Raw genomic sequence first — 26,850 nt, 5'->3', positions numbered from 1 at the left:
CTCCCACACTTAGGTCAGCGTCAAGACCGGGGTTATTGGTAGCCTTTGGGAAACGGATTCGGCTCGATCAGATCCGACTCGTAGATCACCTTGAACTGACCGTTGGGCTGCACTTCACCGATGCGCGACTTGCTCCATAGGTGATGGTTCTCGTGAATCTTCACGTAGCCTTCCGGCGCGGTTTTCAGCTCGATGCCAGGCGACGCGGCCACAACTTTATCCACGTCGAAACTGCCGGCCTTCTCCACCGCCGCTTTCCACAGCCACGGCCCCAGATAGGCCGCCTGGGTCACGTCGCCGATCACTGCGTCCTTGCCGTATTTGGCCTTGAAGGCCTCGACGAAGGCTTTGTTGTTGGGGTTATCCAGACTCTGGAAGTACTTCATGGAGGCATAGAAACCGGCCATGTTTTCACCGCCGATGCCGAGCAGTTCGTCCTCGGTGACCGACAGGGTCAGCAGGGTCTGCTTGGCCGAATTAACGCCCGCCGCGTTGAGTTGTTTGTAGAACGCCACGTTGGACCCACCCACCACCGCCGCAAACACCACATCAGGCTTTTTCAGCTTGACCTTGTTGATCAGCGAACCGAACTGGGTGTTGCCCAGCGGGTAGTAGTCTTCGCCGACCACGGTGCCGTGCAGGACGTTTTCGATGTGCTTGCGCGCAATCTTCATCGACGTGCGCGGCCAGATGTAGTCGGAGCCGACTAGGTAGAAGGTCTTGGCGCCCTTAGTCTTGGCGATCCAGTCGAGGCTGGCGAGAATTTGCTGGGTGGCTTCCTGCCCGGTGTAGATCACGTTTTTCGACTGTTCCAGGCCTTCATAGAAGGTCGGGTAGTAGAGCAGGCCGTTTTCCTTTTCGAAGATCGGTAGTACGGCTTTGCGCGAGGCCGAGGTCCAGCAGCCGAACACGGCGGCGACCTTGTCGTTGACCAGCAGCTTCTTGGCTTTTTCGGCGAAGGTCGGCCAATCGGAGGCCCCGTCTTCCTGGATCACCTTGATCTGCCGTCCGAGGATCCCGCCAGAGGCATTGATCTGTTCGATGGCCAAGCGTTCGGCCTGGATCGAACCGGTTTCGGAAATCGCCATGGTGCCGGTGGCGGAGTGCAACTGGCCGACGGTGACTTCGGTCGGGGTCACGGCGAGGCCTTCGTTATCGGCCAGCACGCCCTGGCTGAACAGAGCGGCCGCCAGCAATGACAGGGCCAACAGCGGTGTGGAGCGGATCAATCGTGGTGCCATGGGGCGACTCCTCTGCAATGAGGAGTCCAGCATGGCGGCAGAGGACTGGGGCGGGTATACGCAGCCTGACGTAACGGCGTACGTCATTTGACGTATGCCACTGCGCACCATTTTCGAGCAGGATCCCGCCCGCCCTGACAGCACCGATCAATGTGGGAGCTGGCTTGCCTGCGATGGCGGTGTATCAACCGACTTCCCCATGCCTGACCCACCGCCATCGCAGGCAAGCCAGCTCCCACATTTTGAATCGGGGCATGGAACTTGCTCATTAACACCCGCCCTCTTTCCGGAGTCTCCCGCCGTGCACCCTCCTTCCGGCACCCAGCGCATCGTCAAGATCCGCCGCGACTACAACACCTGGGTCGCCGACGAGACCATGGAAGACTACGCCCTGCGCTACACCCCCAAGTCCTTCCGCAAGTGGTCGGAGCTGCGCATTGCCAACACCGCACTCGGCGCGGTGTCGTTCCTGGCGCTGGAGGCCATCGGCGGCGTGCTGGCCTTGAACTACGGTTTTACCAACACCTTCTGGGCGATCCTCGCCATCAGCGTGGTGATCTTCCTCACCGGCCTGCCCATCAGCTATTACGCCGCGCGCTACGGCGTGGACATGGACCTGCTCACCCGTGGCGCCGGCTTCGGCTATATCGGTTCCACCATCACCTCGCTGATCTACGCCAGCTTCACTTTCCTGTTCTTCGCCCTGGAAGCGGCGATCATGGCGCTGGCACTGGAGCTGTATTTCCATATCCCGCTGGCCCTGGCCTATGTAATCTGCTCGCTGCTGGTGATCCCACTGGTGGCGTACGGCGTGACGCTGATCAGCCGCCTGCAACTGTGGACGCAACCGATCTGGCTGTTGTTGCTGGTGCTGCCGTATGGCTTTGTGGGGTGGAAGAACCCCGACGCCTTCAGCGACTGGACCAGCTTTGTCGGACGCAGCGGTGACGGCGGCGGCTTCAACCTGTTGGCGTTCTGCGCCGCCTGCACGGTGGCGTTGTCGCTGGTGACGCAGATCGGTGAACAGGTGGATTATCTGCGGTTCCTGCCGGAAAAAACTGCTGCCAACCGCAAGCGCTGGTGGGCCGCCCTGCTCTGCGCCGGCCCCGGCTGGATCATCCCCGGCGCTTTGAAGATGTTCGCCGGGGCGTTCCTGGCGTTTCTCGCGCTGCAACATGAAATCCCCATGGAACGCGCTGCCGAGCCGACCCAGATGTACCTGGTTGCGTTCCGCTACGTGTTCAGTTCGCCGGAATGGGCGCTCGGCGCCATGGTGCTGTTCGTGATCATTTCGCAAATGAAGATCAACCTGACCAATGCCTACGCGGGCTCCCTGGCCTGGTCGAACTTTTTCGCCCGCGTGACCCACAGCCACCCCGGTCGCGTGGTGTGGCTGGTGTTCAATGTGGCCATCGCGCTGATGCTGATGGAGTTGGGCGTGTTCGACGTCATCGACCAGGTGCTGGGGCTCTACGCCAATATCGCGATCGCGTGGATCGGCACGCTGGTGGCGGACCTGGTGATCAATAAGCCATTGGGCCTGTCGCCCCGGCACATCGAGTTCAAGCGCGCGCACCTCTACGATATCAACCCGGTGGGCGTCGGCTCGATGCTGATTGCGTCGTTGCTGTCGATCCTCGCCCACTTCGGCCTGTTCGGCGCCCTGGCCCAGGCGGCACCGCCCTTCGTGGCCCTGAGCACGGCGCTGGTGATGGCGCCGCTGCTGGCCTGGCTGACCCAGGGCAAGTACTACATCGCCCGCACCAGCGACGTGCAGTTGATTCACCCGGTTGCCCCCGCGACCCACGCGGTGTGCGGGCTGTGCAGCAACCCGTTCGAGACCGCGGACATGGCGTTCTGCCCGGCCTACAGCACGCCGATCTGCTCACTGTGTTGCTCGCTGGATGCGCGCTGCGGTGATCGTTGCAAGCCCCACGCCCGCCTGGTCACCCAGTTCGAAGGCGTACTGCGCTGGCTGCTGCCCAACACGATGATGCCGCGCCTGCACACACGCCTGGCCCATTACCTGGGATTGTTGCTCGCCCTGGTGCTGATGCTGGCCGGCGCATTGGCGTTGATCTACGTACAGGCGGCCCAGGGCTTGCCCCATTCGGAAACCCTGTACCAGGCGTTCTTCAAGGCGTTCCTGACCCTCTCGGTCCTGGCCGCCGTGCTCGCCTGGTGGGTGGTGCTGACCCGCGAAAGCCGTGGCGTAGCCCAGGAGGAATCCGACCGCCAAACCCTGCTGCTGATGCAGGAAATCGACGCCCACAGCCTCACCGACCAGGCCCTGCAGCAAGCCAAGGAAGCCTCGGAAGCCGCGAATGCCGCCAAGAGCCGCTACGTCACTGGGCTGTCCCAAGAACTGCGCACGCCGCTCAACAGCATCCTTGGCTTCACCCAGATTCTGCAGCGCGACAGCGCCATGCCCGAACAGCATCAGGATGCACTGGCGACCATCCTGCGCAGTGGTTCGCACTTGGTGTCATTGATCGACGGTTTGCTCGACGTGGCCAAGATCGAGGCCGGCAAGTTGCGCCTGGAACTCACCGAAATCCCCTTCCCCGAGCTGCTCCACGACCTGGAGCAGATGTTCACCCCGCAAGCTCACGACAAGGGTCTGCGTTTTCGCCTGGACTGCGTGGGCAAGATCCCGGCGGTGGTGCGCGGCGATGAAAAACGCGTGCGCCAGATCCTGATCAACCTGCTGGGCAACGCCGTGAACTTCACCGACAGCGGCGAAGTGCGCCTGCGGGTCAGTTATATGCGCGAGACCGCCAACTTCGAGATTATCGACACCGGCATCGGCATCGATCCTGGGCAGTTGGAGCGGATATTCCAGCCGTTCGAGCGCGGCGACCTGATGCGCCAGGACAACGGCGTGGGCCTGGGGCTGACTATCACGCGCATGCTGACTGCGTTGATGGGCGGCGAACTGCGAGTAACCAGCGAGCTGGACAAGGGCACCTGCTTCCAGGTGCGGCTGTTCCTGTCTCAGGTGCGCGCGCCGCAAGCGGTGGTGCATGTGGAGCACGACATCATCGGTTATCAAGGCGAGCGGCGGCGCATCCTGGTGGTGGATGACCATGTAGACCATCGCAAGGTGCTCAGCGGCATGCTCACGCCGCTGGGCTTCGAGGTGATCCAGGCCAGTAATGGCCAGGACGCGATCCGCCAGGTGGCGCTGCTGGCGCCGGACCTGATCCTGATGGACCTGTCGATGCCGACCCTGGATGGCTACGAAACCAGCCGCCTGATCCGCCGTAATGCGCTGTGCACCGCACCGATCATCGTGATCTCGGCCAACGCCTTTACCGACGACCGCGAACGCAGCATTGCCGCCGCTTGCAACGACTACCTGGCCAAGCCCGTGCGCACGCCGGAGCTGCTCGGGCGCCTGCAACAGCACCTGGACCTGCACTGGCTGCGGCGCACCCAGCGCTCGATACCGCCACCGCCTCCCCGTGTGCTGCCCGGCGCCGAAGACCTGGCGGTACTCGCCGAACTCAGCGCCATCGGTTACGTGCGCGGCCTGCACGAAAAACTCGACACGATCCTTGCGCAGCAGCCCGACACCGAGCCTTTCATCAGCAAGGTACGCGGGCTGCTCAAGGGTTTTCGCCTGGATGAACTCAACCGCACCCTCAAGGAGGCCGAAGATGAATGCACTCACCCGCAGCACTGAACCCGGCGTTGTGCTGATCGTCGACGACACGCCGGATAACCTGGCGATGCTCTCTGACGCCCTCGACGACGCGGGCTATATGGTGCTGGTGGCCCTCGATGGCCTCAGCGCGTTGAACCGCGTACAACGCCGGCGCCCGGACCTGATCCTGCTGGACGCAATGATGCCCGGCCTGGACGGCTTCGAAACCTGCCGCCGGCTCAAGGCGCAACCCGCCAGTGCGGACATCCCGGTGGTGTTCATGACCGGGCTGACCGACACCAGGCACGTGGTGCAGGGTTTTGAAGTGGGTGGCAGTGACTACGTGACCAAGCCGATCCAGACCGACGAGGTACTGGCGCGGGTGGCGGCACATTTGCGCACGTCACGTATTTTGTTGTCGGCGCGGGAGGCGCAGCAGCCGAGTGTGTTGACGCTTGAAGATGAGCCGGCGCAGAGGCTGCTGTCAGCCCGGTTTCAGTTGACCGAGCGTGAGGTAGAGGTGCTGCGCTGGGTGGCGTGCGGGAAAACCAATCGGGATATCGGGGATATTCTGGGGTTGAGCCCGAGGACGGTAAACAAGCATCTGGAGCATGTGTATGTGAAGTTGGGCGTGGAGACCCGCACGGCGGCCACCTCAGTCGCCCTGGCCGCCATCTGAATGTGTGTGAGGCCCGCTCCCCCATTTTTTGCTCTTCATCGTGGCTGAAATCGTTACCCGCCGAAGGTTTGTGAGGGCCGGCGCAACGTCGGATCAAACGGATTGATCCGGGGCCCGATCGCCGCCGCTTCGCGCTTCAACAACTCCACCACCATTGGCAACCGGCTCGGCCCCAGCCGATCGCTGATGGTCGCCACACTCAATGCCGCCACCGCATGTCCGTCACGATTGAGGATCGGCACCGCCAACCCCGCCATGCCTTCCAACACCCCGGTATTGCGTGCGGCATAGCCCAGGTTGCGCACGTTCTCCACTTCCGAGCGCAGCAGCACTTCGTCATACAGGTGGAAGTCCTTGAGCCGTGGCAAGTTGTAACGGATCACCGTCTCGCGCTCCTCCTCCGGCAAGAACGCCAGGATCGCCAGGCTGCCCTGCCCCACACCCAATGCCACGCGCCCGCCGATATCGCCGGTGAAGGTGCGGATCGGGTACGGGCCTTCGCTGCGGTCCAGGCAGATCGCATCGAAGCCTGAACGCGCCAGCAGGAACAGCGAATCACCCAATGATGCGCTCAGGCGCAACATGCTTGGCCGCACCAGGTCACGCAGGTTGCCGGTCTTGCCCGCATGCGCCGCCAGGGCGAAGAACTCCAGGCTCAGGCGATAGCGCTTGCTGCGTGCGTCCTGCTCGACCATGCCTTCGTCCATCAGGCTGCGCAGCAGCCGGTGAGTGGTGGGTTGGGACAGGCCCACCTGTTGCGCGAGCTGGGTAACGCGTTCGCCGCCCTCCGGCACCTGACCCAGGGTGCGCAGCAGCGCGAACAGCCGAGACACCGCACCGGCACCCACTTCTTTACCGCCATCATTTCGATCAGTGGAATCCATAATAACCAATATCTTAGTTAATTCCGGTGAGTGAATAAATTTGAAAATAGTAGTCCATTCAGTGAAATTCCATCTTCCGCCCATCCTAGTCTTCGTCCTAATCTGCGTCCACAGGGGCGAATTGAACAACTAACGGCAGCCGACTCAAGATCGAGCGCCAACGCACCGGCTACACCTCATTCGCATCTGCCCAAAACAAAAAAGCGCGTTTCGACGCGACTCAAAAAAGGTGGAACGCAGACATGGCATTTCTCCAACTCAACGCCTTGAGCAAACGCTATGGCGCCGTCGATGCGGTGGTCGCCACTGACCTTGCGGTGGAAAAAGGCGAGTTCGTTTCCCTGCTCGGCCCCTCGGGCTGTGGCAAGACCACCACGCTGCAAATGATCGCCGGCTTCGTTGATGTAAGTGGCGGGCAGATCCTGCTCGACGGCCGTGACATCACCCACGCCAAGCCCGCCAGTCGAGGCCTGGGCGTGGTGTTCCAGAGCTACGCGCTGTTCCCGCACATGAGCGTGCGCGACAACGTCGCCTTCGGCCTGAAGATGCGCAAAGTGCCGGCCGCCGAGATCGCCAGCAAGGTCAAGACTGTGCTGGAACTGGTGCGCCTGGCCCCCCACGCCGACCGTTACCCGCGTGAACTGTCCGGCGGCCAACGCCAGCGCGTGGCCCTCGCCCGCGCACTGGTGATTGAGCCGCCGGTGTTGCTGCTGGATGAACCGCTGTCCAACCTCGACGCCAACTTGCGCGAAGAGATGCAGTTCGAAATCCGCCGCATCCAGTGCGCCGTCGGTATCACCACCTTGATGGTCACCCACGACCAGGCCGAAGCGCTGTCCATCAGCGACCGCGTGGTGGTCATGCAAGCCGGGCGCGTGACCCAGATCGACGCACCGTACAAGCTCTACGAACACCCGCGTACCCGCTTCATCTCGGACTTTGTCGGCAAGGCTAACCTGTTGCCGGGCGACTACGACCTGTTGGGAAGCCCACAAGTACGTCACGAAAGCGGCGACGGCGAACTGACCCTGAGCCTGCGTCCGGAAAAGATCCAATTGGTCGACGCAGGCAGCGGCCGACTGCAAGGCAAGGTCCTCGACAGCTACTTTTTCGGCAGCCAATGGCTGTATCGCATCCACACCAGCCTGGGCGAAATCACCGTGGTGCGCAGCAACGACGGCAGCGCGCCGCTCGGTTGCGGTGCGGCGGTGGGCCTGGACTGGCAAGCCAGTCTGCTACGCGTGTTGGCGAAGGATGAGGTGCACGCATGAGCCGGGGCTACCTGTTGTCATTGCCCGCCCTGGTGCTGTTTGCCGGGTTGCTGATCCTGCCGTTGGGGCTGACCCTGGTGTTGTCGTTCAACGTGTTCGACTACCAGGTGGGCGTGAAGGCCGATGAATGGACCTTCGCGCATTACCTGTCGCTATTGAGCGACTCGTACTTCTACGAGATCTTCTGGCGCACCTTCTGGATCAGTGCACTGGTCACGCTGTTGTGCGTGCTGATCGGTGTGCCCGAGGCCTACATCCTCAGCCGCATGGGCACGCCATGGCGCTCGATCTTCCTGATCCTGATCCTTACGCCCTTGCTGATTTCGGTGGTGGTGCGCGCCTTTGGCTGGAGCCTGTTGCTTGGCGCAGACGGGTTGGCGAACCAGGTCATCCAGTTCCTCGGCGGGCGCCCGGTGAAGCTGCTGTACACGCCGTTCGCGGTGATCATTGCCCTGGTGCACGTGATGCTGCCGTTCATGATCATCCCGGTGTGGACCTCCCTGCAGAAGCTCGACCCGTCGGCTGAACAAGCCGCGTTGTCCCTGGGCGCCAGCCAGGCCACGGTGATGCGCAAGATCGTATTGCCGCAGGTCATGCCCGGCGTGCTGTCCGGCACCTTGATCGTGTTTGGCCTGGCCGCCAGTTCCTTTGCGATCCCTGGCCTGCTCGGCGGTCGTCGCCTGAAAATGGTCGCCACCGTGGTGTACGACCAATACCTCTCGGAACTCAACTGGCCCATGGGCGCGACCATCGCGGTGGTGCTGCTGTTGGTCAATCTGCTGATCATGCTGAGCTGGAACCGCATGGTCGAAGGCCGCTACAAAAAGTCCCTGGGGGTTTAAGCGCATGTCCAGAAACGGTCCTTTGGCCCTCGGTTTCCACGGTGTGGTGGTGCTGTTCATGATGGCGCCACTGGTGGTGGTGTGCCTGGTGGCCTTCACGCCGGAAAACACCTTGAGCCTGCCCACGTCGGGCTTCTCCCTGCGTTGGTTTCGCGCGGTGTTCGAGCGCGCGGATTTCATCCAGGCGTTCTATAACAGCCTCATTCTGGCATTCACCGCCGCGACCCTGGCCACCTTGATTGCCGTGCCAGCGGCCTTGGCGATCAGCCGGTACACATTCCCAGGGCGCAATTTTTTCAGCGCGTTGTTCCTGTCGCCGATCATCATCCCGCACCTGGTGCTGGGCGTGGCGATGCTGCGCTTGTTCGCGCTGATGGGCGTCAATGGCAGCTTCACCTGGCTGATGCTGGCCCATGTGGTGATCATCACCCCGTACGTGCTGCGCCTGGTGTTGGCCGCCGCGATTGGTATTGATCGCAGCGCCGAGCAGGCTGCCGAGTCCCTGGGTGCCAGCCGCTTTACGCTGTTTCGCCAGATCACCCTGCCGATGATCCTGCCCGGCGTGGCGGGCGGCTGGCTGTTGGCGTTCATCAACAGTTTCGATGAGGTGACGTTGTCGATCTTCGTCAGTTCGCCGGCGACCCAGACCTTGCCGGTGCGCATGTATGTGTATGCCACCGAGTCCATCGATCCGATGATGGCGGCGGTGTCGGCGCTGGTGATTGCATTGACAGCGGCCACCATGATCCTGTTGGACCGGGTCTACGGCCTGGACCGTGTATTGGTGGGGAAACACTGATGGCCCTGTTCAAACGCCTGGCCGAAACCCAGCGCCCGGCCCTGGCCTTCACCCTTGATGGGCAACCTGCCAGCGGTTTGCTCGGTGACACCCTGCTGACCGCCGTACTGACCTGCGCCGAACACCTGCGTGGCAGTGACTTCAGCGCCGAACGACGGGCCGGTTTCTGCCTGATGGGCGCGTGCCAGGATTGTTGGGTGCGGCTTGAAGACGGGCGCCGCGTGCGCGCCTGTTCGACGCTACTGGAAGAAGGCCAGGCCATCAGCCGCGATCCGGGGCGCCGACCATGAAGCCCGTGGTGATTGTGGGCGCAGGCCCGGCCGGAATCAGCGCGGCGCGCACGTTGCTCGACCACGGCATCAAACCTTGCCTGGTGGATGAAAGCTTGCGCGGCGGCGGGCAGATTTATCGACGTCAACCGCTGGGCTTTCAACGCACCGCCAAGCAGATCTACGGATTTGAAGCCCGCAAGGCCCAAGCCATGCACCGCACGATGGATGAGCTCGCCCCCCTGATCGACTACCGCCCTGAAACCCTGGTGTGGAATGCCGAGGACGGGCGCCTGGACATGCTCAACAACGGCCGCGCCGAAAGCATCGAGTACGCGCAACTCATCGTCGCCACGGGCGCCACCGACCGCATCCTGCCCGTGCCGGGCTGGACCTTGCCGGGCGTGTATAGCCTGGGTGCGGCGCAAATCGCGCTGAAGTACCAGGGCTGCGCCATCGGTGAGCGCGTCGCGTTTTGTGGCAGCGGGCCGTTGCTCTACCTGGTCGCCTATCAATACGCCAAGGCCGGCGCCAGGGTGGTGGCGGTGCTCGACAGCGCGCCGTTCAGTGCCCAGTGCCGTGCATTACCCGCGCTGTTATGGCAACCGGCGACGTTAGCCAAAGGCTTGTATTACCGCGCCTGGCTGACGGCCCATGGGATTCCCGTGCATCAAGGCGCCACGCTTCAACAGATCGACGGCGCGCAACGGGTCAGCGGCATTCAATGGGATGATCAGGCCTTGGAATGCGACGCCGTGGCCTTCGCCCACGCCCTGCGCAGCGAGACGCAGCTGGCGGACTTGCTCGGCTGTGAGTTCGCTTGGAGTGCCCTGAACCGCGCATGGTTGCCCCATCGGGACAGCGCCGGACGCAGCAGCGTCAACGGCGTGTACCTGGCGGGCGATGGCGCCGGAATCATGGGCGCGGATGCGGCGCAAATGGCGGGTGAACGTGCGGCGCTGGCCGTGCTCGAGGATTCGCGCATTGCCATCGATCACCGCCGCCCTGCTGTGCTGGAGCAACAACTGACGGCCATCCAGCGCTTTCGCCATGGCTTGGAAACCGCATTCCCGTTCCCGGAGGAATGGGCAGCCGAAGCCCCCGATGAGTTGATCCTCTGTCGTTGCGAAGAAGTCAGCGTCGGCGACGTACGTGCGGTGGTGGATGAAGGTCACTGGGAGATCAATCGCGTCAAGGCCCACTGTCGGGTAGGCATGGGCCGCTGCCAGGGCCGGATGTGCGGATTGGCGGCAGCGGAAATTGTCGCCGAACGCAGTGGTCGGGCCATCGAACACGTCGGCCGCTTGCGGGGCCAGGCGCCGATCAAACCGCTCCCGTTTGGCGTGGAGGTACAGGCATGATCGACGTCATCGTACTGGGCGGCGGGATCGTCGGCGCCTCGGCAGCGCTGATGCTGGCGCAGAAAAGCCAGCGGGTGGCGCTGGTGGAGCGGGATTTCTGCGGCTCCCATTCCAGCGGCGTCAACTATGGCGGCGTGCGGCGCCAAGGCCGGCCATTGCACCAGTTACCACTGTCGCAACGCGCCCACCAGCTGTGGGCGGACTTGCCGGGATTGATCGGCATTGACGGCGAATACGTGCGCTCCGGGCATTTGAAACTGGCGCGCAGTCACGCCGATTTCTCAGCGTTGCAGGCGTATGCCGAGCAGACACGGGGATTTGGCCTGGGTTTGCAGTTGCTCGACTACACCGCATTGCGTGCACGCTTCCCGTGGGTGGGTGATATCGCCGTAGGCGCCTCGCTCTGCCCGGAAGATGGCCACGCCAACCCACGTCTGGTGTCGCCCGCCTTTGCTCGCGCGGCGAAACACCGCGGTGCGCACATTTATGAACAGTCGCAGGTCACGCGTATCGAGCATGACGGCCAGCACTTCCAGGTGCACTGCGCCAACGGCCTGCATCTACAAGCGCCGTGGCTGCTCAATTGCGCCGGGGCGTGGGCAGGTGCGGTGGCCGAGCAGTTTGGCGAAGCAGTGCCTATGACTTCGGCATACCCGGCGATGCTGGTCACTGAGCCCTTGCCGGTAGTGATGGACGTGAGCACTGGCGTCGAAGGTGGTGGGATCTATGCACGACAGGTCGCCCGGGGCAATTGCATCCTCGGCGGCGGTCGCGGCTTTGCCCTCGGCCCGCAGCAAGCACGACCTGGGCAGGCCGCGGTGCTGGAGATCCTGCGCAATGCCGGCGAACTGTACCCATTCCTCAAAGGTGCCCAGGCCATCCGCACCTGGAGTGGCACCGAAGGTTACCTCCCCGATCATGAACCGGTGATCGGCCCCAGCAGCACTCAACCCGGCCTGCTCCACGGTTTCGGCTTTGCCGGCGCCGGGTTCCAGCTCGGTCCTGCGGTCGGTGAAGCCCTGGCAGAGATCGTCTGCGACGGAGCCAGCCGGCAACCCATCGAAGCGTTTTCCATCCGTCGTTTCCAAGCCTGAGAGGAAAAACATCCATGAACCCACGTATTGCGTTGTCCTGCTTGTCCCTCGCCCTGCTCGCCTCCACCGCGCACGCCGCACCCACGCTGTACCTGGGCATGAACGGCGGCACCATGGAGCGGGTGTACGCCGATAAGGTGCTGCCCGCGTTCGAAAAGGCCAATAACGTCAACGTGGTGATCGTGCCCGGCACCTCGTCGGACATCCTCGCCAAGGTCCAGGCCAACAAAGACAACCCGCAGATGCACGTGATGTTCCTCGATGATGGGATCATGTACCGCGCCATCGCCATGGGCCTGTGCGAAAAGCTGGCGCCAAGCCCGACCCTGGAACAGATCCCCGCCAAGGCGAAGATCAAGGAAGAAGCCGTGGCCGTAACCCTCGGCGTCACCGGCCTGGGCTACAACGCCAAGATGTTCAAGGAAAAAGGCTGGGCCGCGCCCACCTCCTGGATGGACCTCGCCGACCCGCGCTTCAAGGACAAAGTGGTGTTCCAGTCCCTGGCTTCATCCACCTTCGGCCTGCACGGTTTCCTGATGTTCAACCGTATCCAGGGCGGCGACGAAACCAACGTGGACCCCGGCTTCAAGGCCTGGCCGAAAACCGTCGGCCCCAATGTGCTGGAATACATCGCCAGCTCCGCGAAGATCTCCGAAATGGTGCAGACCGACGAAGCCGCGATCTTCCCGCTGACGCCCACCCAGGTCGCCACCCAGAAACTGCTCGGCGTGCCCATGGAATATGCGCAACCCAAGGAAGGTGCGGTGGTGCTGAACGTGGCTGAATGTGTGATTGCCCGTAACGACCAGCCGGAACTGGCGCAGAAACTGGCAGCCTTCCTGCTCACCGCCGAAGCCCAGGCCCCGGCGCTGGAAGAAGGTGACCAGATCCCATCGAACCCGACCACGCCGACCACCGACAAGACCCGGGCACGGGTCGAAGCCATGCAGGGTTACTTGCAGACCGCGATTTCAATTGATTGGGACCAGGTCAACCAGGCGCGGCCGGAGTGGAATGCACGCTGGAGCCGCTCAATCGAACGTTGACCGAAATCCCCTGTAGCAGTTGGCTTGCCAGCGCCCTACAAGGGGGTAATGGGCAGCGCGCGTTTGTGGGCGGTCTTCAGGTAGGCCTGCTCGACAATGGTTCTCACCCGCTCGCTCACCGGTTCGCCCATCAGGTAGGCGTCGATCTCTGCATACGTGCAACCGTAGGCATATTCATCCAGCTTGCCGGGTACGAGTTCTTCCAGGTCGGCGGTGGGGTGTTTGTGCACCAGGTTGTCGGGGGCGCCAAGGGCCGTGGCGAGCAGGCGCACCTGGGTTTTTGTCAGGCCTGACAGCGGGGCCAGATCGCAGGCGCCGTCACCGAACTTGGTGAAAAACCCCATCAAGGCTTCAGCGCCGTGGTCGGTACCGACCACCAGGCCGTCATGCAAGTTGGCCACGGCGTACTGGGCGATCATCCGCGTGCGTGCCTTGACGTTGCCCTTGATGAAATCGACATGGGCGGCGCTGGCTTCAGTGGTGGTCAGGCTGGCCATGAGGCCGTCGACGCTGGCGGCGATGTTGAGCGTGTCGATCTGGTCCGGGGTGATGAACGCCAGGGAGGCCTGGGCGTCGCTTTCGTCGGCCTGGGTTTTATAAGGCAGGCGCATGGCGATGAAGCGCGCGGCGTAGTCTTCGTCGCGCAATTGCGTCACTGCCAACTGGCACAGACGACCGGCCGTGAGGGAGTCAACACCCCCACTGATGCCCAGTACCAACGCCTTGCAGCCGGAGCCGCGCAAAGTGGCCTTGATGAAGTCGATGCGCCGCTGGATTTCGTTGGCCTCACCGCCCTTCACCAGCGTGCGGTCGATATTCAGTTCCTGCACGATACGGTCTTGCATGTCACACCTCCACGTGGCCGACGTTGAATACCTTGGCTGCATACTGCAAAAACGAGGCGTCTTCGCAGACGTTCTTGACCGGGTCGTCCGAGAATTTAACCACCGGTTCGCCATGCACCCGCACCAGCTTCATCACGATGCTCAACGGCTCCACGCCCTCCACATCGCAGGCCAGGCTGGTGCCCATGCCGAACCCGAACCGGGCCTTGCCACGCACGTGGCGCAGGATCGGCAGGCATTTTTCGAAGTTCAGGCCGTCGGAGAACATCAAGTCCTTGGTCATCGGGTCGATGCCCAGTTGCTTGTAGCGGGCCAGCACCTTGTCGGCCCAGACGATGGGGTCACCGGAATCCTGGCGCAGGCCGTCATACAGCTTGGCGAAGTAAAGGTCGAAGTCCTTGAGGAAAAAGTCGGTGCTGATGCAGTCAGTCAGGGCGATACCCAGGCGGCCACGGTATTCGCGCACCCAGTTTTCCAGCGCAGCGTTCTGGCTTTCGCGCAGCCGCCCCAGTTGCTGGTGCACCATCAGCCATTGGTGGGCCATGGTGCCGATCAGCGGCAGGTCGAATTCGTAGGCCAGGTGCGCGTTACTGGTGCCGACGAACTGACCGGGGAAGTCGCGGCGCATGATATCGACCACCTCGCGCTGGGCCTTGAATGACAGGCGCCGCCGGGTAGAAAAGTCGGACACACGCAGGTCGGCCAGCTCTTCGCGGCTGAGGTTTTTCTCCAACCAGTCGAACTTCTGGTAGAGCTTGCGGGTGACGTCTTCCAGGGTCACATCGGGGTATTTGTCGCGGTTGCGCAGCTCACTGACCAGGGCCAAGACCGGCTGTTCGAACATGATGCAGTGCAGCATCGGGCCAACCACGCGGATGTTAAGTTGGCCGTCGATTTCGCTGACGTGAACGTAACGCAGGTTGAAGCGGAACAGGCCGAGGAAACGCTCGTAATCCGGGGTGAGGTATTCGCGAAAGCGGGGGTTGAACAGAAAGCGCAGTTCACCTTCGCGCATGTGCAGCCCGGCCATTTTCTCAAGCTCGGCGCGCAGTTCGGGGATCAAGTGGCCGAGTTTCTCCTTGGTGCGGACGATGAAGTTGTATTCCACATCGACATTCGGGTGTTGGTGCAACACGGCTTGCATCATGGTGAAGGTGTAGTAATCGGTGTCGAGCAAACCCTGGATAACGGGCGTTTCGTAGTCGTAGGCACTTTCCATGGTGTCTCTCCTTAACGCGCGGCCATCGCGGCCAGTTCTTCGCGGGTGCTGCTGATGACGGCACCAGCCTTGAGCAACTCATTGACCGCCTGCACACCCCCCTCCTCCGTGATACCTCGGCATGCCGGCAAATGCAGGATCACCTCCAGGCCGGCCTTGAGCAATTGCAATGCGGTGGTCTTGACGCAGTAGTCCAGGGCCAGGCCGCCGACGATCACGCGGGTCACGCCTTGGGCGTTCAGGTACTCGATCACGCCGGTGGACAGTTTGTCGTGCAGGTCGTGGTAACAGGCGCCGTAGGGGTGCAGGTCGGGTTCAACACCTTTCCAGATGAAGTAGTCATAGTCATAGGGCGTAGGCAACGCGTCCAGCAAGGTGAAGCCCTCGGTGCCCGGTACGCAATGGCTCACCCAGGTCACATCGGCATGGGCCAGGCCGGTGGGTTGCAACATCTCGCTGTGCTGCGACACCACCCAGGGCGCATGCGGGGTGTGGGCATCCTTGCTGCCGACGCGATGGCCGGCCAGGCTGGCCATGTAGTTGAGCTCGGCACCGATCTGGTCGCCGCCGGCCACCGGCAATTCGTTGGGGCACAGTGGCGTGAAGCTCTTCTGGGCGTCGACATCGAATGAAGCAATGGCAGTTTTCGCGAGGGTCATGGCGGTTCTCCTGTGGCCTGGAAACAAAAGTACATGTCATGTACTTTCATTGCAAGAAACATTTGGTTATCTACGCTTGAGCCAGTACATGACATATCTGCTCGATTCGTTAGACTGTGCCCCACAGCTGTCTAGAAGGACGTCAACATGCCCCTTAGCCCCTACCTGCACACGGTCGACCTGTGCGTACTGTTTTACTGCCGCGCCGCTGGCGAACTGAAACTGTTGCTGAACAAGCGCGAGGCCGAGCCGTTCGCCGGGCATTGGGCGCTACCGGGTGTGGTGGTGAATGGCGATGTGCAAGATCTGAGCCTCCAGGCTGCGGTGGAGCGTTTGCGTGCAAGTGACAAGGTCGGGCTGAGCCTGGCCTGGAGCGAGCAAGTGGGTACGGTGGGCGATGCATTTCGCGACCCGCGCTGCTGGTCGTCGTCCACCTATTACCTGGCGATCGTGAGCGATGAGACGCAGTTGGGTGAGCACCAAGACTGGTTTTCACTGAAGGCAGTGGCCGATGGCAGCATCAAGCTGCCCTTCGATCACAACAGCATCGTGGCCGCCGTGCAGGAACGCTTGTTCTCCAAGTCGCTGTACAGCAGCTTGCCGCTGATGTTCCTGGGCAATGAGTTCAGCGCGCCGGAAGCGACCACGATTTTTTCCCTGGTGCTGGCGCGGCCGGTGTTGAAGACCAGTATTCGTCAGCGCTTGCTGAAGCTGACTGAGGCGGGGTATTTGCGCGAGACGGGGCGTAAAAAGCAAGGTGAAGGCGGCAGGCCCCAGGCAACGGTGGAAAACCTGAAGCCCGGGGATATTTATTTCTTCGACCGCAGTTTTGCCGAGTAAAACACTCGCTGCCGGAGTTCAATTCATCCAGTTGCCGCCGTCGACGTTGTAGGTCTGGGCCACCACATAGTCGGCCTCTTTGGAAGCCAGGAAGATTGCCATACCCGTCAAGTCTTCCGCCGTGCCCATGCGCCCAAACGGCACCTCCGTCCCTACGCGCTGCTTCTTCTCGCCCGGCGCCAGGCCCTCGTGCTTGGCAAACAATGCATCTACGCCATCCCAATGCTCCCCATCCACTACACCGGGTGCGATGGCGTTGACGTTGATCCCCTGCTTGATCAGGTTCAACCCCGCCGATTGCGTCAGGCTGATCACCGCCGCCTTGGTCGCGCAGTAGATCGCCACCAACGGCTCACCCCGGCGCCCGGCCTGGCTGGCCATGTTGATGATCTTGCCGCCGTGGCCCTGCCTGATCATCTGCCGCGCCGCAGCCTGCAGGGTGAACAGCGTGCCGGCGACGTTGATCGAGAACAGCCGATCGTAACTGTCGCGGGTGATGTCGACGACGGGCGCCAGGTCGAACAATGCGGCGTTGTTGATGAGGATATCGAGCTTGCCAGCCTGGGCGACCACCGCGGTAATTGCGCCGTCGATGGACGCCTGATCGGTGACGTCCATGGCGACGGCATAGGCCTGTGGGCCCAACTCAGCGGCGGTGGCCTGGGCCCGTTGCAGGTCGATGTCGGCGATGGCCACGGTGGCGCCTTCGGCGATGTAGGCCTGGGCAAAGGCGCGGCCGATACCACGCGCCGAACCGGTGATCAGTGCGCTCTTGCCTTCAAGTCGTTTCATGGAAAAGTCCTGTTGAAGTTATTTCGGGTAGCCGGCGCGTTTCATTTCGCGCTCGGTGGTGGACTGGGCGTCCAGCAAGGCCTGGTCAACCGACATACCGCCAGTCAACGCCGCCGAAAACAGCTTGCCGACCGAGGTGCCAATCGCCTGGAACTCGGGAATGGTCACGTACTGGATGCCCACGTACGGCACTGGCTTGGCCGAAGGATGCGCGGGGTCGGCGTGCTTCATCATCTCCAGGGTCACCTGGGCGAACGGTGCGGCCTTCAAGTACGCCTCGCTGTAGGTAGACTGGCGAGTGCCTGGCGGTACGTTGGTGATGCCTTCTTTGTCGGCGACCAACTGGATGTAGTCCTTGGATGTCGCCCAACTGATGAACGCCTTGGCGGCGTCCTTGTGCTTGGAGGTGGCCGGAATCGCCAGGGACCAGGCGTACAACCAGGACGAGCCTTTGTCGGTGACTTCGGTAGGCGCGGCGGCGAAACCAACGCTGTCGGCGACCTTGCTCTGGCTCTTGTCGGTGGTGAAGGAGCCGGCGACGCTGGCATCGACCCAGATCGCGCATTTGCCGCTGTTGAACAGTGCCAGGGTTTCGTTGAAACCATTGCTGGAAACGCCCGGCGGGCCATATTGCTTGAGGGTGTTGACGTAGAAGTTGGCGGCCGCCGTCCACTCGGGACTGGTCAGCTCGGGCTTCCACTGCTCGTCGAACCAACGTGCGCCAAAGGCGTTGGCCATGGTGCTCAGCAAGGCGATATTTTCACCCCAGCCGGCCTTGCCGCGCAGGCACATGCCGTATTGGCCTTTGTCCTTGGCGGTGAGCTTGGCGGCGAACTCGCCGAGCTGGCTCCAGGTAGGATGCGCGGGCATGCTCAACCCGGCCTGCTTGAACAGGTCGGTGCGGTAGTAGGTGACGGTGCTTTCGCCGTAGAACGGCAAGGCGTACAGGGTGTTGTTGACCGACAGGCCCTGGCGCACCGAAGGGAAGATGTCGTCGGCGTCGTAGTCGGGCGGCAGTTGAGTCAAGGGTTCCAGCCAGTGCTTGGCGCCCCACAATGGGGTTTCGTAGGTGCCGATGGTCAGCACATCGAACTGCCCGCCCTGGGTGGCGATATCGGTGGTAAGGCGCTGACGCAGCACGTTTTCTTCCAGTACCACCCAGTTGAGCTTGATGTCCGGGTGCTGCTCTTCGAACACCTTGGACAGGCGCTGCATGCGGATCATGTCGCTGTTGTTGACCGTGGCGATGGTCACGGTGTCGGCGGCGTGGCTGGGTATGGCCAGCGCCAGGCCGGAAAGCAGGAACAACGCTTGCGGGAGCTTGGACATAGCGGTTTCTACCTGTTGTTTTTGTTGTTGAGGGCCGATTACAGCAGCTTGACCAAGCCCCCACAAACGCGTGGAGGATGAGCGAGTGGTACTTTTTTAACCTTGGTGTGAAGGTTAAAAAAGTATCAGTGCCAGGCAAAACCAGGGGTAGCGCGCCCCTGTCCGAGGCGCGTATTTTGGAGCGATTCCAAGCATCATAAGAATCCCCGCCATGCCCATCAGCCGCGCCAAGCTGTTCGAGCACCGCCCCGCCGAACTCGAAGTGATCCTGCCCGAGCCAGAGCATTGCTTTCGCTGGTTTGAACACGACTACCCCTATGACCTGGCGCGCTGGAACCACCACCCCGAATTTGAAATCCACCTGATCCGTCAAGGCAGCGGCAAACTGGTAGCGGGCGACTACATCGGTGCGTTCAGTGCCGGGCATGTGGCCCTCATCGGCCCTGACCTGCCCCACGACTGGATCGGCGAACTGGCGCCGGGCGATTACCTGACCGGCCGCGATGTGGTACTGCAATTCGACGGCGCCGCCCTCCTCGCCCTGCGCACAACCCTGCCAGAGCTCGGTGACCTGCAACCGCTGTTCGAGCATGCCCGCCGCGGGCTGGAATTCACTGGCGACACCGCGTTGCAGGCTGCGCGCTTGATGGAAGCCATCGGCACCGCCCACGGTCTGCAACGCTTGATCCTGTTCCTGAAACTGCTCGATACCCTGAAGAACGCCCCGACGCAACAGGTCAAGGCCCTGGCCAGCCCCTGCTATGCGCCGACGCTGGATGCACGCAGCGCCGAACGCATCAACCAGGCGTTCGATTATCTGATGCGCGAGTTGACCGGCGATGTGCGCCTGTCGGTAATCGCACAGCAACTGGAGATGAGCGAGCCGGGCTTCTCACGTTTCTTCAAGCGCAACACCGGCCACGGGTTCATCGACCTGATGCGCAAGTTCCGTGTCCAGCGCGCCTGCCGGCTGCTGTTGCAAAGCGACATGTCGGTGGCGGACATCTGCTTTGAAGTGGGCTACGCCAACCTGTCCAATTTCAACCGGCACTTTCGCATCGAGATGCACCAGACGCCGAGCGAGTATCGACGGGAAACCGCGATGCATCTGTTCCAGTGCATTGAGAAAATGACACCCAGTCAATTCTGACCAAAAGGTCGACTAAATCGCGTTTTTTTCAGTTTGATCAAGCCATTGAGCAAACTTGGTACAGCCTGTGCAAACGTTTGCGGTACGAACTTGCCTGCCAAGTTCATCCTTACCCGAAGCATCGGGTTCAAACCGCGTACGAATAGGGATTTTCAATGCACTCCACCTCAAGGCGTCCTGCCCTCTTTGGTGTTTCCTTGCTACTGGCCGCCGTTACGGGAGTACTCAGCGCCCCCATTTTGGCGCAGGCCAAACCCATCGATGACTCAGCACAGGGCGAAACCCTCAGCCCTGAAGCCAGCCCGGCGAAAAAAGGCGTGTACCTGTCGGACTGGTTCAACCAGGACCTGACATTGATCGGCAGCAAAGACATTAGCTTCGGCCCCAAGCCGCAGGATGACATCTACCTGGAATACGAGTACTTCGGCCGCAAGGGGCCCTTCGAGTTGTACGGCTATATCGACGTGCCGAAGATCCTCACCATCGGTAACAGTAATGACAAAGGCGTGTGGGACCATGGTTCGCCGGTGTTCATGGAACACGAACCCCGTATCTCCATCGACTACCTGGCCGGCCGCAGCCTGGCGATCGGGCCATTCAAAGAATGGTACGTGGCGTTCGACTGGATCTACGACCACGGCAGCCGCAAGGAAAACCGCGCCAACACCCTGTACAGCGGCCTCGGCACCGACATCGACACCCATTCGCGGGTGAACCTGTCGGCCAATTTCTACGGGCGCTACCAGTGGGAAAACTACGGCGCCAGCAATGAATATTCATGGGACGGCTACCGCGCGCAAATGAAGTACATCGTGCCCATCGGCAAGTTTGATAACGGCGCCTCGCTGACCTACATCGGCTTTACCAACTACGATTTCGGCTCCGACCTGCACAAGGACAACCCGGCGCGAACCGCCAACTCCCTGGTGGCGACCAACGTGCTGCTGTACTCGTTTACCCACCTGCGCTTCACCCTGGTCGGCCGTTACTTCCATAACGGCGGCAACTGGGAAGACGGCAGTGAGTTGAATTTCGGCGAAGGCAACTTCCGCGCCCGTTCCGACGGCTGGGGTTACTACGCCGGCGTGGGCTACCAATTCTGATAAAGGAGCTTTAGATGAAAGCGTTTACACGTCTCTCAATAGCCATCGGCCTGGCCTTGCTGCCCCACGTGGTACTGGCTGATACACCTGCGCCGATCAAACCCAAGGTCATGCTGATCACCATGTTCGCCCCCGAGGCGCAAACCTGGATCGATCGCCTGGAACTCAAGCAGGAAGTGCGCGTGCCAGGACTGTCCGCCGAATACCCGGTGATCCGCTGCAACACCCAGGACGTGTGCCTGTTGGTCACCGGCATGGGCCAGACCAACGCTGCCGCGTCCACGCTGGCCTTGGCGTTGTCGCCCAAATTCGACTTGCGCAAGAGCTACTTCCTGATCGCGGGGATCGCCGGCATCAGCCCCAAACACGGCACCATCGGCACCGCCGCCTGGGCCCACTACCTGGTGGAGTTCGGCACCCAGTGGGAGCTGGATTCGCGGGACGCGCCCAAGGATTGGCCGACGGGCTACATCGGCATCAACACCAAAGGCCCCAACGAGAAACCCCCGTTGGATTACAAGACCGAAGTGTTCGAGCTGAACCCCAAGTTGCAGGCCAAGGCATTCGCCTTGTCGCAGAACGTCGAACTCACTGAAAGCAAGGAATCCGCCGCCTGGCGCAAACACTATCCCGCCGCGCCGGCCAACCAGCCGCCGCAAGTCACCCGCTGCGACACCCTGGCGGGCAACACCTGGTTTTCCGGTACGCGCCTGAGCGAACGCGCCGAAGTCTGGACCAAGCTGCTGACCGACAACAAAGGCGAATACTGCACCACCCAGCAGGAAGACAATTCCACCTACGAAGCACTGCTGCGCGCCAGCCGCGAAGGTCTGGTGGATATCCAGCGCCTGGCGGTGGTACGTGCAGGCTCGGACTTCGACCGTCCGTACCCTGGCTACAGCGAAGTGGACAACCTGCTGAAGTACGCGGATCAGGGCGGTTTTGTGCCAGCGCTGGAGAACCTGTACCGCACGGGCAACCCGTTGGTACAGGCAATCCTCAAGAACTGGTCAGCCTGGGAAAAAGGCGTTCCGCAGGCATGACCGACAGGATCAAGGCAGGAGGATGATTTTGTCTGCGCTGCCTTGATTCACCGCCTCATAGCACTGCACCCCATCGGCCAGCGCCACTTCACGCAGGCCGGTGGGCAGCGGCAGCAAGCCGTCATCAAAGAAACGTCCGAACTGCTCCAGCATCACCGCGCACTGCTCGCAGGTGTAGAGCAACGAATTGATCCCCACTACCGAGCCACCTTTGCGATACAAGGCCAGGGCGGGTAGCTGTACATAGCCATCCCCCGGCGCAGCGATGATGGCGATGCGTCCGAACGGCGCCAACGCGGAAACGGCCGCCGGTAGCCAGAAACCGGTAGTGTCGAAGATCACATCGGCACCGCCCTTGAACACCCCATTGACCTGCGCAGCGAGGTCTTCCGGTTTACCCAAGGTCATCGCGTCGAAACCTTGCGCCTGCAATACCTCGACCTGCTCCGGCCGGCGCACAGCGGCCAGTACCTGTGCGCCACGGATTTTCGCCAGGGCCAGGGTTGCGCTGCCCACGGCGCCATTGGCCCCCATCACCAATAGGCGCGTGCCCTTGGTCACGCCACTGCGTTCCAGCGCATCCCAGGCGGTGGTGTACGGCACACCGAGGCTGGCGGCCTGGGCAAAACTCAGATGGCTGGGCTTAGGCGCCACGCCGTTGGCCGACACGGTGAGGTATTGGGCGTGGGAACCGTCGGCAAAAAAGCCCAGGTCGCGGCCGGTGCCCCAGACTTCCTGGCCTACCAGGTCCTGCGGCCCCTCCACCACCACCCCGGCAAAATCGCGGCCGGGAATGCGCGGCAATGTGGTGTAGGGAAAGCGGCCGAGCACGTTTTTGACGTCGCTGGGGTTAAGACCGGCGGCCTTGATCTGCACCAGCACTTCACCGGCAGCCGGCACCGGGGTGGCGACGTCAACGAAGTGGAGGGCGGCGAGGTCACCGGTGGCGGAAAATTGCAGTGCGTTCATGGCCAATATCCATCGAAGTGAAAAAAGAGATCAGGAGAACCAGGCGGCTATCAGCTGCCGGCCCATGGGCCAGAGCTTTTCGCCCAGCAACATGCCCATCAGGCCCACCAGGGCGATGGCCGGCGGTGCGGGTGAACGAAAATCCAAGGCGCCGTAGATCACGCCGACAAACAAACCGATGGCGAGGGAAATCAGGTAGTTCATGAGGACCGTGCCTTAGAGGTGAATGCGCTCAGTGTAGAGAGCACCTTCCTGAAGCATCGGCCAAGTGCTTCAGGATTTCGGCCAAACCCTCAGTCGACGTAGTGCGAAGGCGCCACACCGAGTTCGCGGCGGAACATGTCGCTGAAACTGCTGGGGGAGTAACCGAGGGAGCGCGCGATGGCACTGACAGACTGGCCTTGGATCAACTCCGCCACTGCGGTGGCCAATTGCACCTGGCGGCGCCATTCGGCGAAGCCCATGCCCAAATTGTTCTGGAACAGTCGCGACAAGGTGCGCACGCTGGCACCGGCGGTTTCGGCATGATGTTCGAAAGCAACCTCCAGGGAGGGCGCAGCCATGATGGCCTGGCACGCAGTGATCAGCCGTCGGTCAGCGCCCACCGGCATGGCGATGCGGATCTGCGAACGCCGCGCCCGCTGCAACTCCAGCAAGGCCAGGCTGACCACGGCGCCGTAATACGCCGCCTCGCCGCTATCGCCCTCCTCCACCAGCGTGACGATCAACTCACGCAGCAACCCACCGACTTCGATCACCTGCACCTGGCTGTCCAACGTGGCCGCCAGTGCCGGGCGCAGGTAGATGTTGCGCATCTGCAAATCCGACACCACACGAATCCCATGCGCCACCCCGGGCGGCAGCCAAACGGCGCGTTGTGGCGGCACCATCAGGGCTTCGCGCGGTGTCTCGACCCACATCACGCCGCTCATGGCATAGAGCAATTGGCCCCAGTCATGGCTATGGGGTTCAACGTACAGCCCACGCGGATAAGTGCGCGCCAGGGGCTGCACGGGGACGGCGTGATCACTGAGGTCGGGAGGCGCAGCCAGGGCCATGGAGTGCACATCAAGCAAGGGTGAGCCGCCATGGTAATGACCACCGCCCGACAATCCGAGTGAATTTTTGCGACCCACGGGGATCATTGGCTTATACCGGCGCAGCTCGGAAGCGCGCGCCACCCGCTTGATCAAGGAGAGAGACAATGGATTCAACACAATTGGTCAACGGCAAGGCACGGATCGACTACACCCAGGACACCCTGTTCGGGCCGATTACCCGGCATGTCGAATGCCAAGTGAGCGTGCAACATCAACCTGGCTGGACGGTACTCAACGTGTTCCAACCGTTGCCGGACGATCTACGTGATGCGCAAACGGTGGTGTTGGCGCTGGAGGGGCGTCGCACGAGCGGGGTTGTAAAGCATCGTCGAAACCTGGCGGACCATAGCTTGCGGCTCGAACTCGAGCGGCAATAGGAGCCGGCAAGCCGGCTCCCGCAAACATGTCAGCTTTTGGCGGACTTGGCGCACTCGCAGCCGGTTGCCGCCGCACACGGCTCACCATGGGCATGGTGCTCCGCACAGCCCTGACAGCAATAGCCCTTGCCGTCCTTCATTACCGCGTCAGCTCCCAGCACACACTTGCAGTGTGGGCAGGCACAGGTTTTATCTGGCATGGTCAGACTCCTTTTTCATGGTCGTCCCGGTGCGGCGGGCGCCGGCACCTTAATCAGTGACTGCGGCCCGCCGGCGATGGTTCAAACCGTCAGTCGGTGCGGGTATTGCTGCGGTACATGAACACCAGGGCCAGGGCGAGGCACACCATCGCCACGATCCGCGCCCCCGACAACTCAATCGCCGGGTTGCCCAGCCAGCCAAAGTTGTCGATCAGCATGCCCATGCCCAATTGCCCGACGATCACCGCCACCGTCGCAACCGCCGTGCCGACGACAGGCACTGCGCCGACCATGACCATCATGTACACCACGCCGAACAAGGCCCCCGTGAGTTGCCATTTCGGCACCTCCAGCAAGCTCACCTCCTGGGCGGGCTCAAAGAACAGAATCAACAACGCGGTGACAATCGCCCCGACCACAAAGGTCACCAGGCTGCCGCGCAACACACCCACCGTCTGGCCCAAGCGACCATTGATGGCGGCTTGCACACTCAACACCGCACCTGCGGCGACCACAACAACCAGTAACAGAATCAGATTCATCGCCTTAACCTCGTGCAATCAGAACAAGTGCCACCACAATCAAGGTCAAGGCGATCCAGCGTTCGCCATTGACCCGCTTGCGCGCCGTGCCGAACCAGCCGAAATGGTCGATCAGCACGCTCTTGCCAACTTGACCCGAGAGAATCGCGATCATGGTCATCGCGATGCCGATATGGGGCGTGGCCAAGGTCAGCACCACCACATAGATCGGCCCCAGGAAACCGCCGATCAACTGCCAACGTGGCAGCTCGGAGAGTGCCGGGCCTTTTTGCGGGCCGCTGAACAACAGCAGCAGAAACAGGATGGCCGAGCCCACGCCAAAGATGCTCAATGTCGCCCACAAATGCCCGACCTGCACACCCAATGGCCCGAGCAGGCCGGCTTCAACCGACAATCCCATGCCAGCCAGTATCACCAGCGGCAAAAGCAGTAGCCGCAGGACATTTTTTTTCGGCTTGGCGTGCGCCACACCCTCAATGGAACTCGCTTGCATACATCACCTGCACATCAACAAAGGATTGGATGGCGCGCATTATCCGGTGGCAGTCCTATGCGATAAATGGGAGCATGCCTACAACACCTTTGCGCAAAACGCACAGCCTGGAGACACCATGCAAGGCTTGAATGAACTGAGCTTCAAGGCACTGCGCCTGTTCGTCGCCGTGCTGGACTTAGGCAGCTTTTCCGAAGTGGCGCGCCGTGAGGGCCTGGCGCCCTCCTCCATTTCCCGGCAGATCCAGCTGATGGAACAGGCCCTCGGCCAGCAGTTACTCTACCGTCACACCCGCGCAGTCAGCCCTACCGAAGCCGGACGCCTGCTCGGGCGACATGCCCGCTTGATGCTGGAACAACTGGAAGCCGCCGGCCAGGCGCTGCAGGAACAGGAAAGCGAGCCCAGCGGCCTGGTGCGCATCAATGCGCCGATGGTGTTCGGGCAGCGCCATCTCTCCCCTTGGCTGGGCGAGTTGTGCCGGCGTTATCCAAAACTGCAATTGGATATCCAGCAAACCGACACCTACGTCGACCCGCTGCAAGACGGCACCGACCTGCTCTTTCGCATCGGCGTGCTCAACGACTCCAGCATGCAGGCACGCATCTTCGCTCCCCAACGCTTTCGCATCGCCGCCAGCCCTGCCTACCTCATCCGACATGGCATCCCCAAGCATCCTGACGAACTGATCAACCACCAGTGCCTGGCCTACAAAGGCATCACCGGCCAGCAACGCTGGTTCTTCCGCAAGGGCCAGGGCGACTGGGCACCTTATAGCGTCAAGGGCCCGATCACCGGCAACCATGCCGACACCCTCACCCACGCCGCCGAACAAGGGTTGGGACTGGTGGTGTTTCCTTCCTGGTTGATTGGCGACAGTTTGCGCGCGGGCACTTTGCAGGCGGTGCTGACGGAGTACGAAGTGGCGACAACATTGGAGCCGCAGCAGATTGCAGCCCTGTGGCCGGGGAGCCGACGGTTGTCGCTGAAGGTGCGGACGGTGATTGATTACTTTGTAGAGTGCTTTGGCGGGGTGCCTTATTGGGATCGGTGAGCTTTG

At 61.9% G+C, this 26,850-nt stretch carries 28 protein-coding genes; 15 read left to right on the top strand and 13 right to left on the bottom strand.

Annotated elements, in window-relative coordinates:
- Positions 1-32: 32 nt before the first annotated feature.
- A complete protein-coding gene (gene urtA, locus AC4PS7_RS13525; RefSeq protein ID WP_010211081.1) occupies positions 33-1,241 on the bottom strand; it encodes an urea ABC transporter substrate-binding protein in 1,209 nt (402 codons plus the stop codon).
- Between the two features lie 301 nt (positions 1,242-1,542).
- On the opposite strand from urtA, the gene AC4PS7_RS13520 reads away from it, so the two are divergent.
- Positions 1,543-4,926, top strand: coding sequence for an ATP-binding protein (locus tag AC4PS7_RS13520; protein ID WP_492179481.1), 3,384 nt, complete (start codon positions 1,543-1,545; stop codon positions 4,924-4,926).
- The gene (locus tag AC4PS7_RS13515; RefSeq protein WP_010211084.1) at positions 4,901-5,566 is read left to right on the top strand and encodes a response regulator; all 666 of its coding nucleotides are present in this window, start codon (positions 4,901-4,903) and stop codon (positions 5,564-5,566) included. The genes AC4PS7_RS13520 and AC4PS7_RS13515 overlap by 26 nt, the downstream gene beginning before the upstream one ends.
- A 53-nt stretch (positions 5,567-5,619) precedes the next feature.
- Here AC4PS7_RS13515 and AC4PS7_RS13510 read toward each other — a convergent pair whose 3' ends face one another.
- Complete coding sequence (locus AC4PS7_RS13510) at positions 5,620-6,450, bottom strand: IclR family transcriptional regulator (protein WP_021493285.1); 831 nt, start codon at positions 6,448-6,450, stop codon at positions 5,620-5,622.
- A gap of 242 nt (positions 6,451-6,692) precedes the next feature.
- Here AC4PS7_RS13510 and AC4PS7_RS13505 point away from each other — a divergent pair, with 242 nt between their 5' ends.
- The 7 genes from AC4PS7_RS13505 to AC4PS7_RS13475 are packed head-to-tail and all read left to right on the top strand — an operon-like array spanning position 6,693 to position 13,132.
- On the top strand, positions 6,693-7,721 hold the full coding sequence (locus tag AC4PS7_RS13505) for an ABC transporter ATP-binding protein (RefSeq protein WP_021493286.1): 1,029 nt from the start codon (positions 6,693-6,695) through the stop codon (positions 7,719-7,721).
- The gene (locus AC4PS7_RS13500) at positions 7,718-8,563 is read left to right on the top strand and encodes an ABC transporter permease (RefSeq protein ID WP_021493287.1); all 846 of its coding nucleotides are present in this window, start codon (positions 7,718-7,720) and stop codon (positions 8,561-8,563) included. The genes AC4PS7_RS13505 and AC4PS7_RS13500 overlap by 4 nt, the downstream gene beginning before the upstream one ends.
- Positions 8,564-8,567: 4 nt before the next feature.
- On the top strand, positions 8,568-9,362 hold the full coding sequence (locus AC4PS7_RS13495) for an ABC transporter permease (protein WP_010211089.1): 795 nt from the start codon (positions 8,568-8,570) through the stop codon (positions 9,360-9,362).
- Positions 9,362-9,652, top strand: coding sequence for a (2Fe-2S)-binding protein (locus AC4PS7_RS13490; RefSeq protein ID WP_010211090.1), 291 nt, complete (start codon positions 9,362-9,364; stop codon positions 9,650-9,652). Before AC4PS7_RS13495 ends, AC4PS7_RS13490 begins: the two co-directional genes overlap by 1 nt.
- Entirely contained in the window at positions 9,649-10,992 is a 1,344-nt protein-coding gene (locus AC4PS7_RS13485) for an FAD/NAD(P)-dependent oxidoreductase (protein ID WP_492179480.1), read from the top strand. Before AC4PS7_RS13490 ends, AC4PS7_RS13485 begins: the two co-directional genes overlap by 4 nt.
- Positions 10,989-12,086: an NAD(P)/FAD-dependent oxidoreductase gene (locus tag AC4PS7_RS13480; RefSeq protein ID WP_492179479.1), complete on the top strand. Its 1,098-nt coding sequence runs from the start codon at positions 10,989-10,991 to the stop codon at positions 12,084-12,086. Before AC4PS7_RS13485 ends, AC4PS7_RS13480 begins: the two co-directional genes overlap by 4 nt.
- A 14-nt stretch (positions 12,087-12,100) precedes the next feature.
- A complete protein-coding gene (locus AC4PS7_RS13475; RefSeq protein WP_045792266.1) occupies positions 12,101-13,132 on the top strand; it encodes an ABC transporter substrate-binding protein in 1,032 nt (343 codons plus the stop codon).
- Between the two features lie 35 nt (positions 13,133-13,167).
- Here the strand turns inward: AC4PS7_RS13475 and nadE are convergent, their stop codons facing one another.
- From nadE to AC4PS7_RS13460, 3 genes are read right to left on the bottom strand one after another with little or no spacing between them, the layout of a single operon-like run.
- Positions 13,168-13,977: an NAD(+) synthase gene (nadE, locus tag AC4PS7_RS13470; protein WP_010211094.1), complete on the bottom strand. Its 810-nt coding sequence runs from the start codon at positions 13,975-13,977 to the stop codon at positions 13,168-13,170.
- A gap of 1 nt (position 13,978) precedes the next feature.
- A complete protein-coding gene (pncB, locus tag AC4PS7_RS13465) occupies positions 13,979-15,196 on the bottom strand; it encodes a nicotinate phosphoribosyltransferase (protein WP_198831587.1) in 1,218 nt (405 codons plus the stop codon).
- A gap of 11 nt (positions 15,197-15,207) precedes the next feature.
- The gene (locus AC4PS7_RS13460; RefSeq protein WP_010211097.1) at positions 15,208-15,855 is read right to left on the bottom strand and encodes a nicotinamidase; all 648 of its coding nucleotides are present in this window, start codon (positions 15,853-15,855) and stop codon (positions 15,208-15,210) included.
- A gap of 147 nt (positions 15,856-16,002) precedes the next feature.
- Here AC4PS7_RS13460 and AC4PS7_RS13455 point away from each other — a divergent pair, with 147 nt between their 5' ends.
- Entirely contained in the window at positions 16,003-16,695 is a 693-nt protein-coding gene (locus AC4PS7_RS13455) for an NUDIX hydrolase (protein WP_021493289.1), read from the top strand.
- An 18-nt stretch (positions 16,696-16,713) separates the two neighbouring features.
- On the opposite strand, the gene AC4PS7_RS13450 is transcribed toward AC4PS7_RS13455, so the two are convergent.
- Entirely contained in the window at positions 16,714-17,487 is a 774-nt protein-coding gene (locus AC4PS7_RS13450) for an L-iditol 2-dehydrogenase (protein WP_187517137.1), read from the bottom strand.
- Positions 17,488-17,505: 18 nt separating this feature from the next.
- On the bottom strand, positions 17,506-18,816 hold the full coding sequence (locus tag AC4PS7_RS13445) for an ABC transporter substrate-binding protein (RefSeq protein WP_010211100.1): 1,311 nt from the start codon (positions 18,814-18,816) through the stop codon (positions 17,506-17,508).
- A 211-nt stretch (positions 18,817-19,027) separates the two neighbouring features.
- Between AC4PS7_RS13445 and AC4PS7_RS13440 the strand changes: the two genes are divergently transcribed.
- The 3 genes from AC4PS7_RS13440 to AC4PS7_RS13430 all read left to right on the top strand — a co-directional run bounded on the left by AC4PS7_RS13440 (position 19,028) and on the right by AC4PS7_RS13430 (position 22,112).
- Positions 19,028-19,966 carry an AraC family transcriptional regulator gene (locus AC4PS7_RS13440; protein ID WP_045792268.1) on the top strand — a complete coding sequence of 313 codons (939 nt, stop codon included), beginning with the start codon at positions 19,028-19,030 and terminating at the stop codon, positions 19,964-19,966.
- 155 nt (positions 19,967-20,121) lie between these two features.
- Complete coding sequence (locus AC4PS7_RS13435) at positions 20,122-21,069, top strand: nucleoside-specific channel-forming protein Tsx (RefSeq protein WP_021493292.1); 948 nt, start codon at positions 20,122-20,124, stop codon at positions 21,067-21,069.
- Between the two features lie 14 nt (positions 21,070-21,083).
- Positions 21,084-22,112: a purine-nucleoside phosphorylase gene (locus AC4PS7_RS13430; protein ID WP_045792269.1), complete on the top strand. Its 1,029-nt coding sequence runs from the start codon at positions 21,084-21,086 to the stop codon at positions 22,110-22,112.
- 9 nt (positions 22,113-22,121) lie between these two features.
- Here AC4PS7_RS13430 and AC4PS7_RS13425 read toward each other — a convergent pair whose 3' ends face one another.
- The 3 genes from AC4PS7_RS13425 to AC4PS7_RS13415 all read right to left on the bottom strand — a co-directional run bounded on the left by AC4PS7_RS13425 (position 22,122) and on the right by AC4PS7_RS13415 (position 24,139).
- Positions 22,122-23,081 carry a quinone oxidoreductase family protein gene (locus AC4PS7_RS13425; RefSeq protein ID WP_106119667.1) on the bottom strand — a complete coding sequence of 320 codons (960 nt, stop codon included), beginning with the start codon at positions 23,079-23,081 and terminating at the stop codon, positions 22,122-22,124.
- Positions 23,082-23,111: 30 nt separating this feature from the next.
- Entirely contained in the window at positions 23,112-23,285 is a 174-nt protein-coding gene (locus tag AC4PS7_RS13420; RefSeq protein WP_080923195.1) for a DUF1427 family protein, read from the bottom strand.
- 89 nt (positions 23,286-23,374) lie between these two features.
- On the bottom strand, positions 23,375-24,139 hold the full coding sequence (locus tag AC4PS7_RS13415) for an AraC family transcriptional regulator (RefSeq protein ID WP_492179537.1): 765 nt from the start codon (positions 24,137-24,139) through the stop codon (positions 23,375-23,377).
- A 146-nt stretch (positions 24,140-24,285) separates the two neighbouring features.
- Between AC4PS7_RS13415 and AC4PS7_RS13410 the strand changes: the two genes are divergently transcribed.
- The gene (locus tag AC4PS7_RS13410) at positions 24,286-24,558 is read left to right on the top strand and encodes a hypothetical protein (RefSeq protein ID WP_045792270.1); all 273 of its coding nucleotides are present in this window, start codon (positions 24,286-24,288) and stop codon (positions 24,556-24,558) included.
- Between the two features lie 29 nt (positions 24,559-24,587).
- Here AC4PS7_RS13410 and AC4PS7_RS13405 read toward each other — a convergent pair whose 3' ends face one another.
- The 3 genes from AC4PS7_RS13405 to AC4PS7_RS13395 form a co-directional block, all read right to left on the bottom strand.
- Positions 24,588-24,758, bottom strand: a complete 171-nt coding sequence (locus AC4PS7_RS13405; RefSeq protein WP_010211108.1) for a metallothionein — start codon at positions 24,756-24,758, stop codon at positions 24,588-24,590.
- Positions 24,759-24,847: 89 nt separating this feature from the next.
- Positions 24,848-25,300, bottom strand: coding sequence for a DMT family transporter (locus AC4PS7_RS13400; protein ID WP_045792271.1), 453 nt, complete (start codon positions 25,298-25,300; stop codon positions 24,848-24,850).
- 4 nt (positions 25,301-25,304) lie between these two features.
- The gene (locus AC4PS7_RS13395; protein WP_010211111.1) at positions 25,305-25,793 is read right to left on the bottom strand and encodes a DMT family transporter; all 489 of its coding nucleotides are present in this window, start codon (positions 25,791-25,793) and stop codon (positions 25,305-25,307) included.
- A gap of 118 nt (positions 25,794-25,911) precedes the next feature.
- Between AC4PS7_RS13395 and AC4PS7_RS13390 the strand changes: the two genes are divergently transcribed.
- Entirely contained in the window at positions 25,912-26,844 is a 933-nt protein-coding gene (locus tag AC4PS7_RS13390) for a LysR family transcriptional regulator (RefSeq protein WP_045792272.1), read from the top strand.
- Positions 26,845-26,850 lie beyond the last annotated feature (6 nt).

It is taken from the genome of Pseudomonas sp. DW-iso3, assembly GCF_058725305.1.
The sequence above is the reverse complement of the archived record's forward strand: the minus strand, read 5'-3'. Positions and strand labels throughout refer to the sequence as shown.

Bases quoted from the DNA above. Each gene is read 5' to 3' on its own strand.
- AC4PS7_RS13480 (WP_492179479.1), top strand. From the start codon at position 10,989: ATGATCGACGTCATCGTACTGGGCGGCGGGATCGTCGGCGCCTCGGCA.
- AC4PS7_RS13490 (WP_010211090.1), top strand. From the start codon at position 9,362: ATGGCCCTGTTCAAACGCCTGGCCGAAACCCAGCGCCCGGCCCTGGCC.
- AC4PS7_RS13455 (WP_021493289.1), top strand. From the start codon at position 16,003: ATGCCCCTTAGCCCCTACCTGCACACGGTCGACCTGTGCGTACTGTTT.
- AC4PS7_RS13445 (WP_010211100.1), bottom strand. From the start codon at position 18,816: ATGTCCAAGCTCCCGCAAGCGTTGTTCCTGCTTTCCGGCCTGGCGCTG.
- pncB (WP_198831587.1), bottom strand. From the start codon at position 15,196: ATGGAAAGTGCCTACGACTACGAAACGCCCGTTATCCAGGGTTTGCTC.
- AC4PS7_RS13515 (WP_010211084.1), top strand. From the start codon at position 4,901: ATGAATGCACTCACCCGCAGCACTGAACCCGGCGTTGTGCTGATCGTC.
- AC4PS7_RS13415 (WP_492179537.1), bottom strand. From the start codon at position 24,139: ATGGCCCTGGCTGCGCCTCCCGACCTCAGTGATCACGCCGTCCCCGTG.
- AC4PS7_RS13495 (WP_010211089.1), top strand. From the start codon at position 8,568: ATGTCCAGAAACGGTCCTTTGGCCCTCGGTTTCCACGGTGTGGTGGTG.
- AC4PS7_RS13500 (WP_021493287.1), top strand. From the start codon at position 7,718: ATGAGCCGGGGCTACCTGTTGTCATTGCCCGCCCTGGTGCTGTTTGCC.
- nadE (WP_010211094.1), bottom strand. From the start codon at position 13,977: ATGCAAGACCGTATCGTGCAGGAACTGAATATCGACCGCACGCTGGTG.
- AC4PS7_RS13425 (WP_106119667.1), bottom strand. From the start codon at position 23,081: ATGAACGCACTGCAATTTTCCGCCACCGGTGACCTCGCCGCCCTCCAC.
- AC4PS7_RS13475 (WP_045792266.1), top strand. From the start codon at position 12,101: ATGAACCCACGTATTGCGTTGTCCTGCTTGTCCCTCGCCCTGCTCGCC.
- AC4PS7_RS13440 (WP_045792268.1), top strand. From the start codon at position 19,028: ATGCCCATCAGCCGCGCCAAGCTGTTCGAGCACCGCCCCGCCGAACTC.
- AC4PS7_RS13485 (WP_492179480.1), top strand. From the start codon at position 9,649: ATGAAGCCCGTGGTGATTGTGGGCGCAGGCCCGGCCGGAATCAGCGCG.
- AC4PS7_RS13395 (WP_010211111.1), bottom strand. From the start codon at position 25,793: ATGCAAGCGAGTTCCATTGAGGGTGTGGCGCACGCCAAGCCGAAAAAA.
- AC4PS7_RS13435 (WP_021493292.1), top strand. From the start codon at position 20,122: ATGCACTCCACCTCAAGGCGTCCTGCCCTCTTTGGTGTTTCCTTGCTA.
- urtA (WP_010211081.1), bottom strand. From the start codon at position 1,241: ATGGCACCACGATTGATCCGCTCCACACCGCTGTTGGCCCTGTCATTG.
- AC4PS7_RS13430 (WP_045792269.1), top strand. From the start codon at position 21,084: ATGAAAGCGTTTACACGTCTCTCAATAGCCATCGGCCTGGCCTTGCTG.
- AC4PS7_RS13460 (WP_010211097.1), bottom strand. From the start codon at position 15,855: ATGACCCTCGCGAAAACTGCCATTGCTTCATTCGATGTCGACGCCCAG.
- AC4PS7_RS13390 (WP_045792272.1), top strand. From the start codon at position 25,912: ATGCAAGGCTTGAATGAACTGAGCTTCAAGGCACTGCGCCTGTTCGTC.
- AC4PS7_RS13450 (WP_187517137.1), bottom strand. From the start codon at position 17,487: ATGAAACGACTTGAAGGCAAGAGCGCACTGATCACCGGTTCGGCGCGT.
- AC4PS7_RS13510 (WP_021493285.1), bottom strand. From the start codon at position 6,450: ATGGATTCCACTGATCGAAATGATGGCGGTAAAGAAGTGGGTGCCGGT.
- AC4PS7_RS13420 (WP_080923195.1), bottom strand. From the start codon at position 23,285: ATGAACTACCTGATTTCCCTCGCCATCGGTTTGTTTGTCGGCGTGATC.
- AC4PS7_RS13505 (WP_021493286.1), top strand. From the start codon at position 6,693: ATGGCATTTCTCCAACTCAACGCCTTGAGCAAACGCTATGGCGCCGTC.
- AC4PS7_RS13405 (WP_010211108.1), bottom strand. From the start codon at position 24,758: ATGCCAGATAAAACCTGTGCCTGCCCACACTGCAAGTGTGTGCTGGGA.
- AC4PS7_RS13410 (WP_045792270.1), top strand. From the start codon at position 24,286: ATGGATTCAACACAATTGGTCAACGGCAAGGCACGGATCGACTACACC.
- AC4PS7_RS13400 (WP_045792271.1), bottom strand. From the start codon at position 25,300: ATGAATCTGATTCTGTTACTGGTTGTTGTGGTCGCCGCAGGTGCGGTG.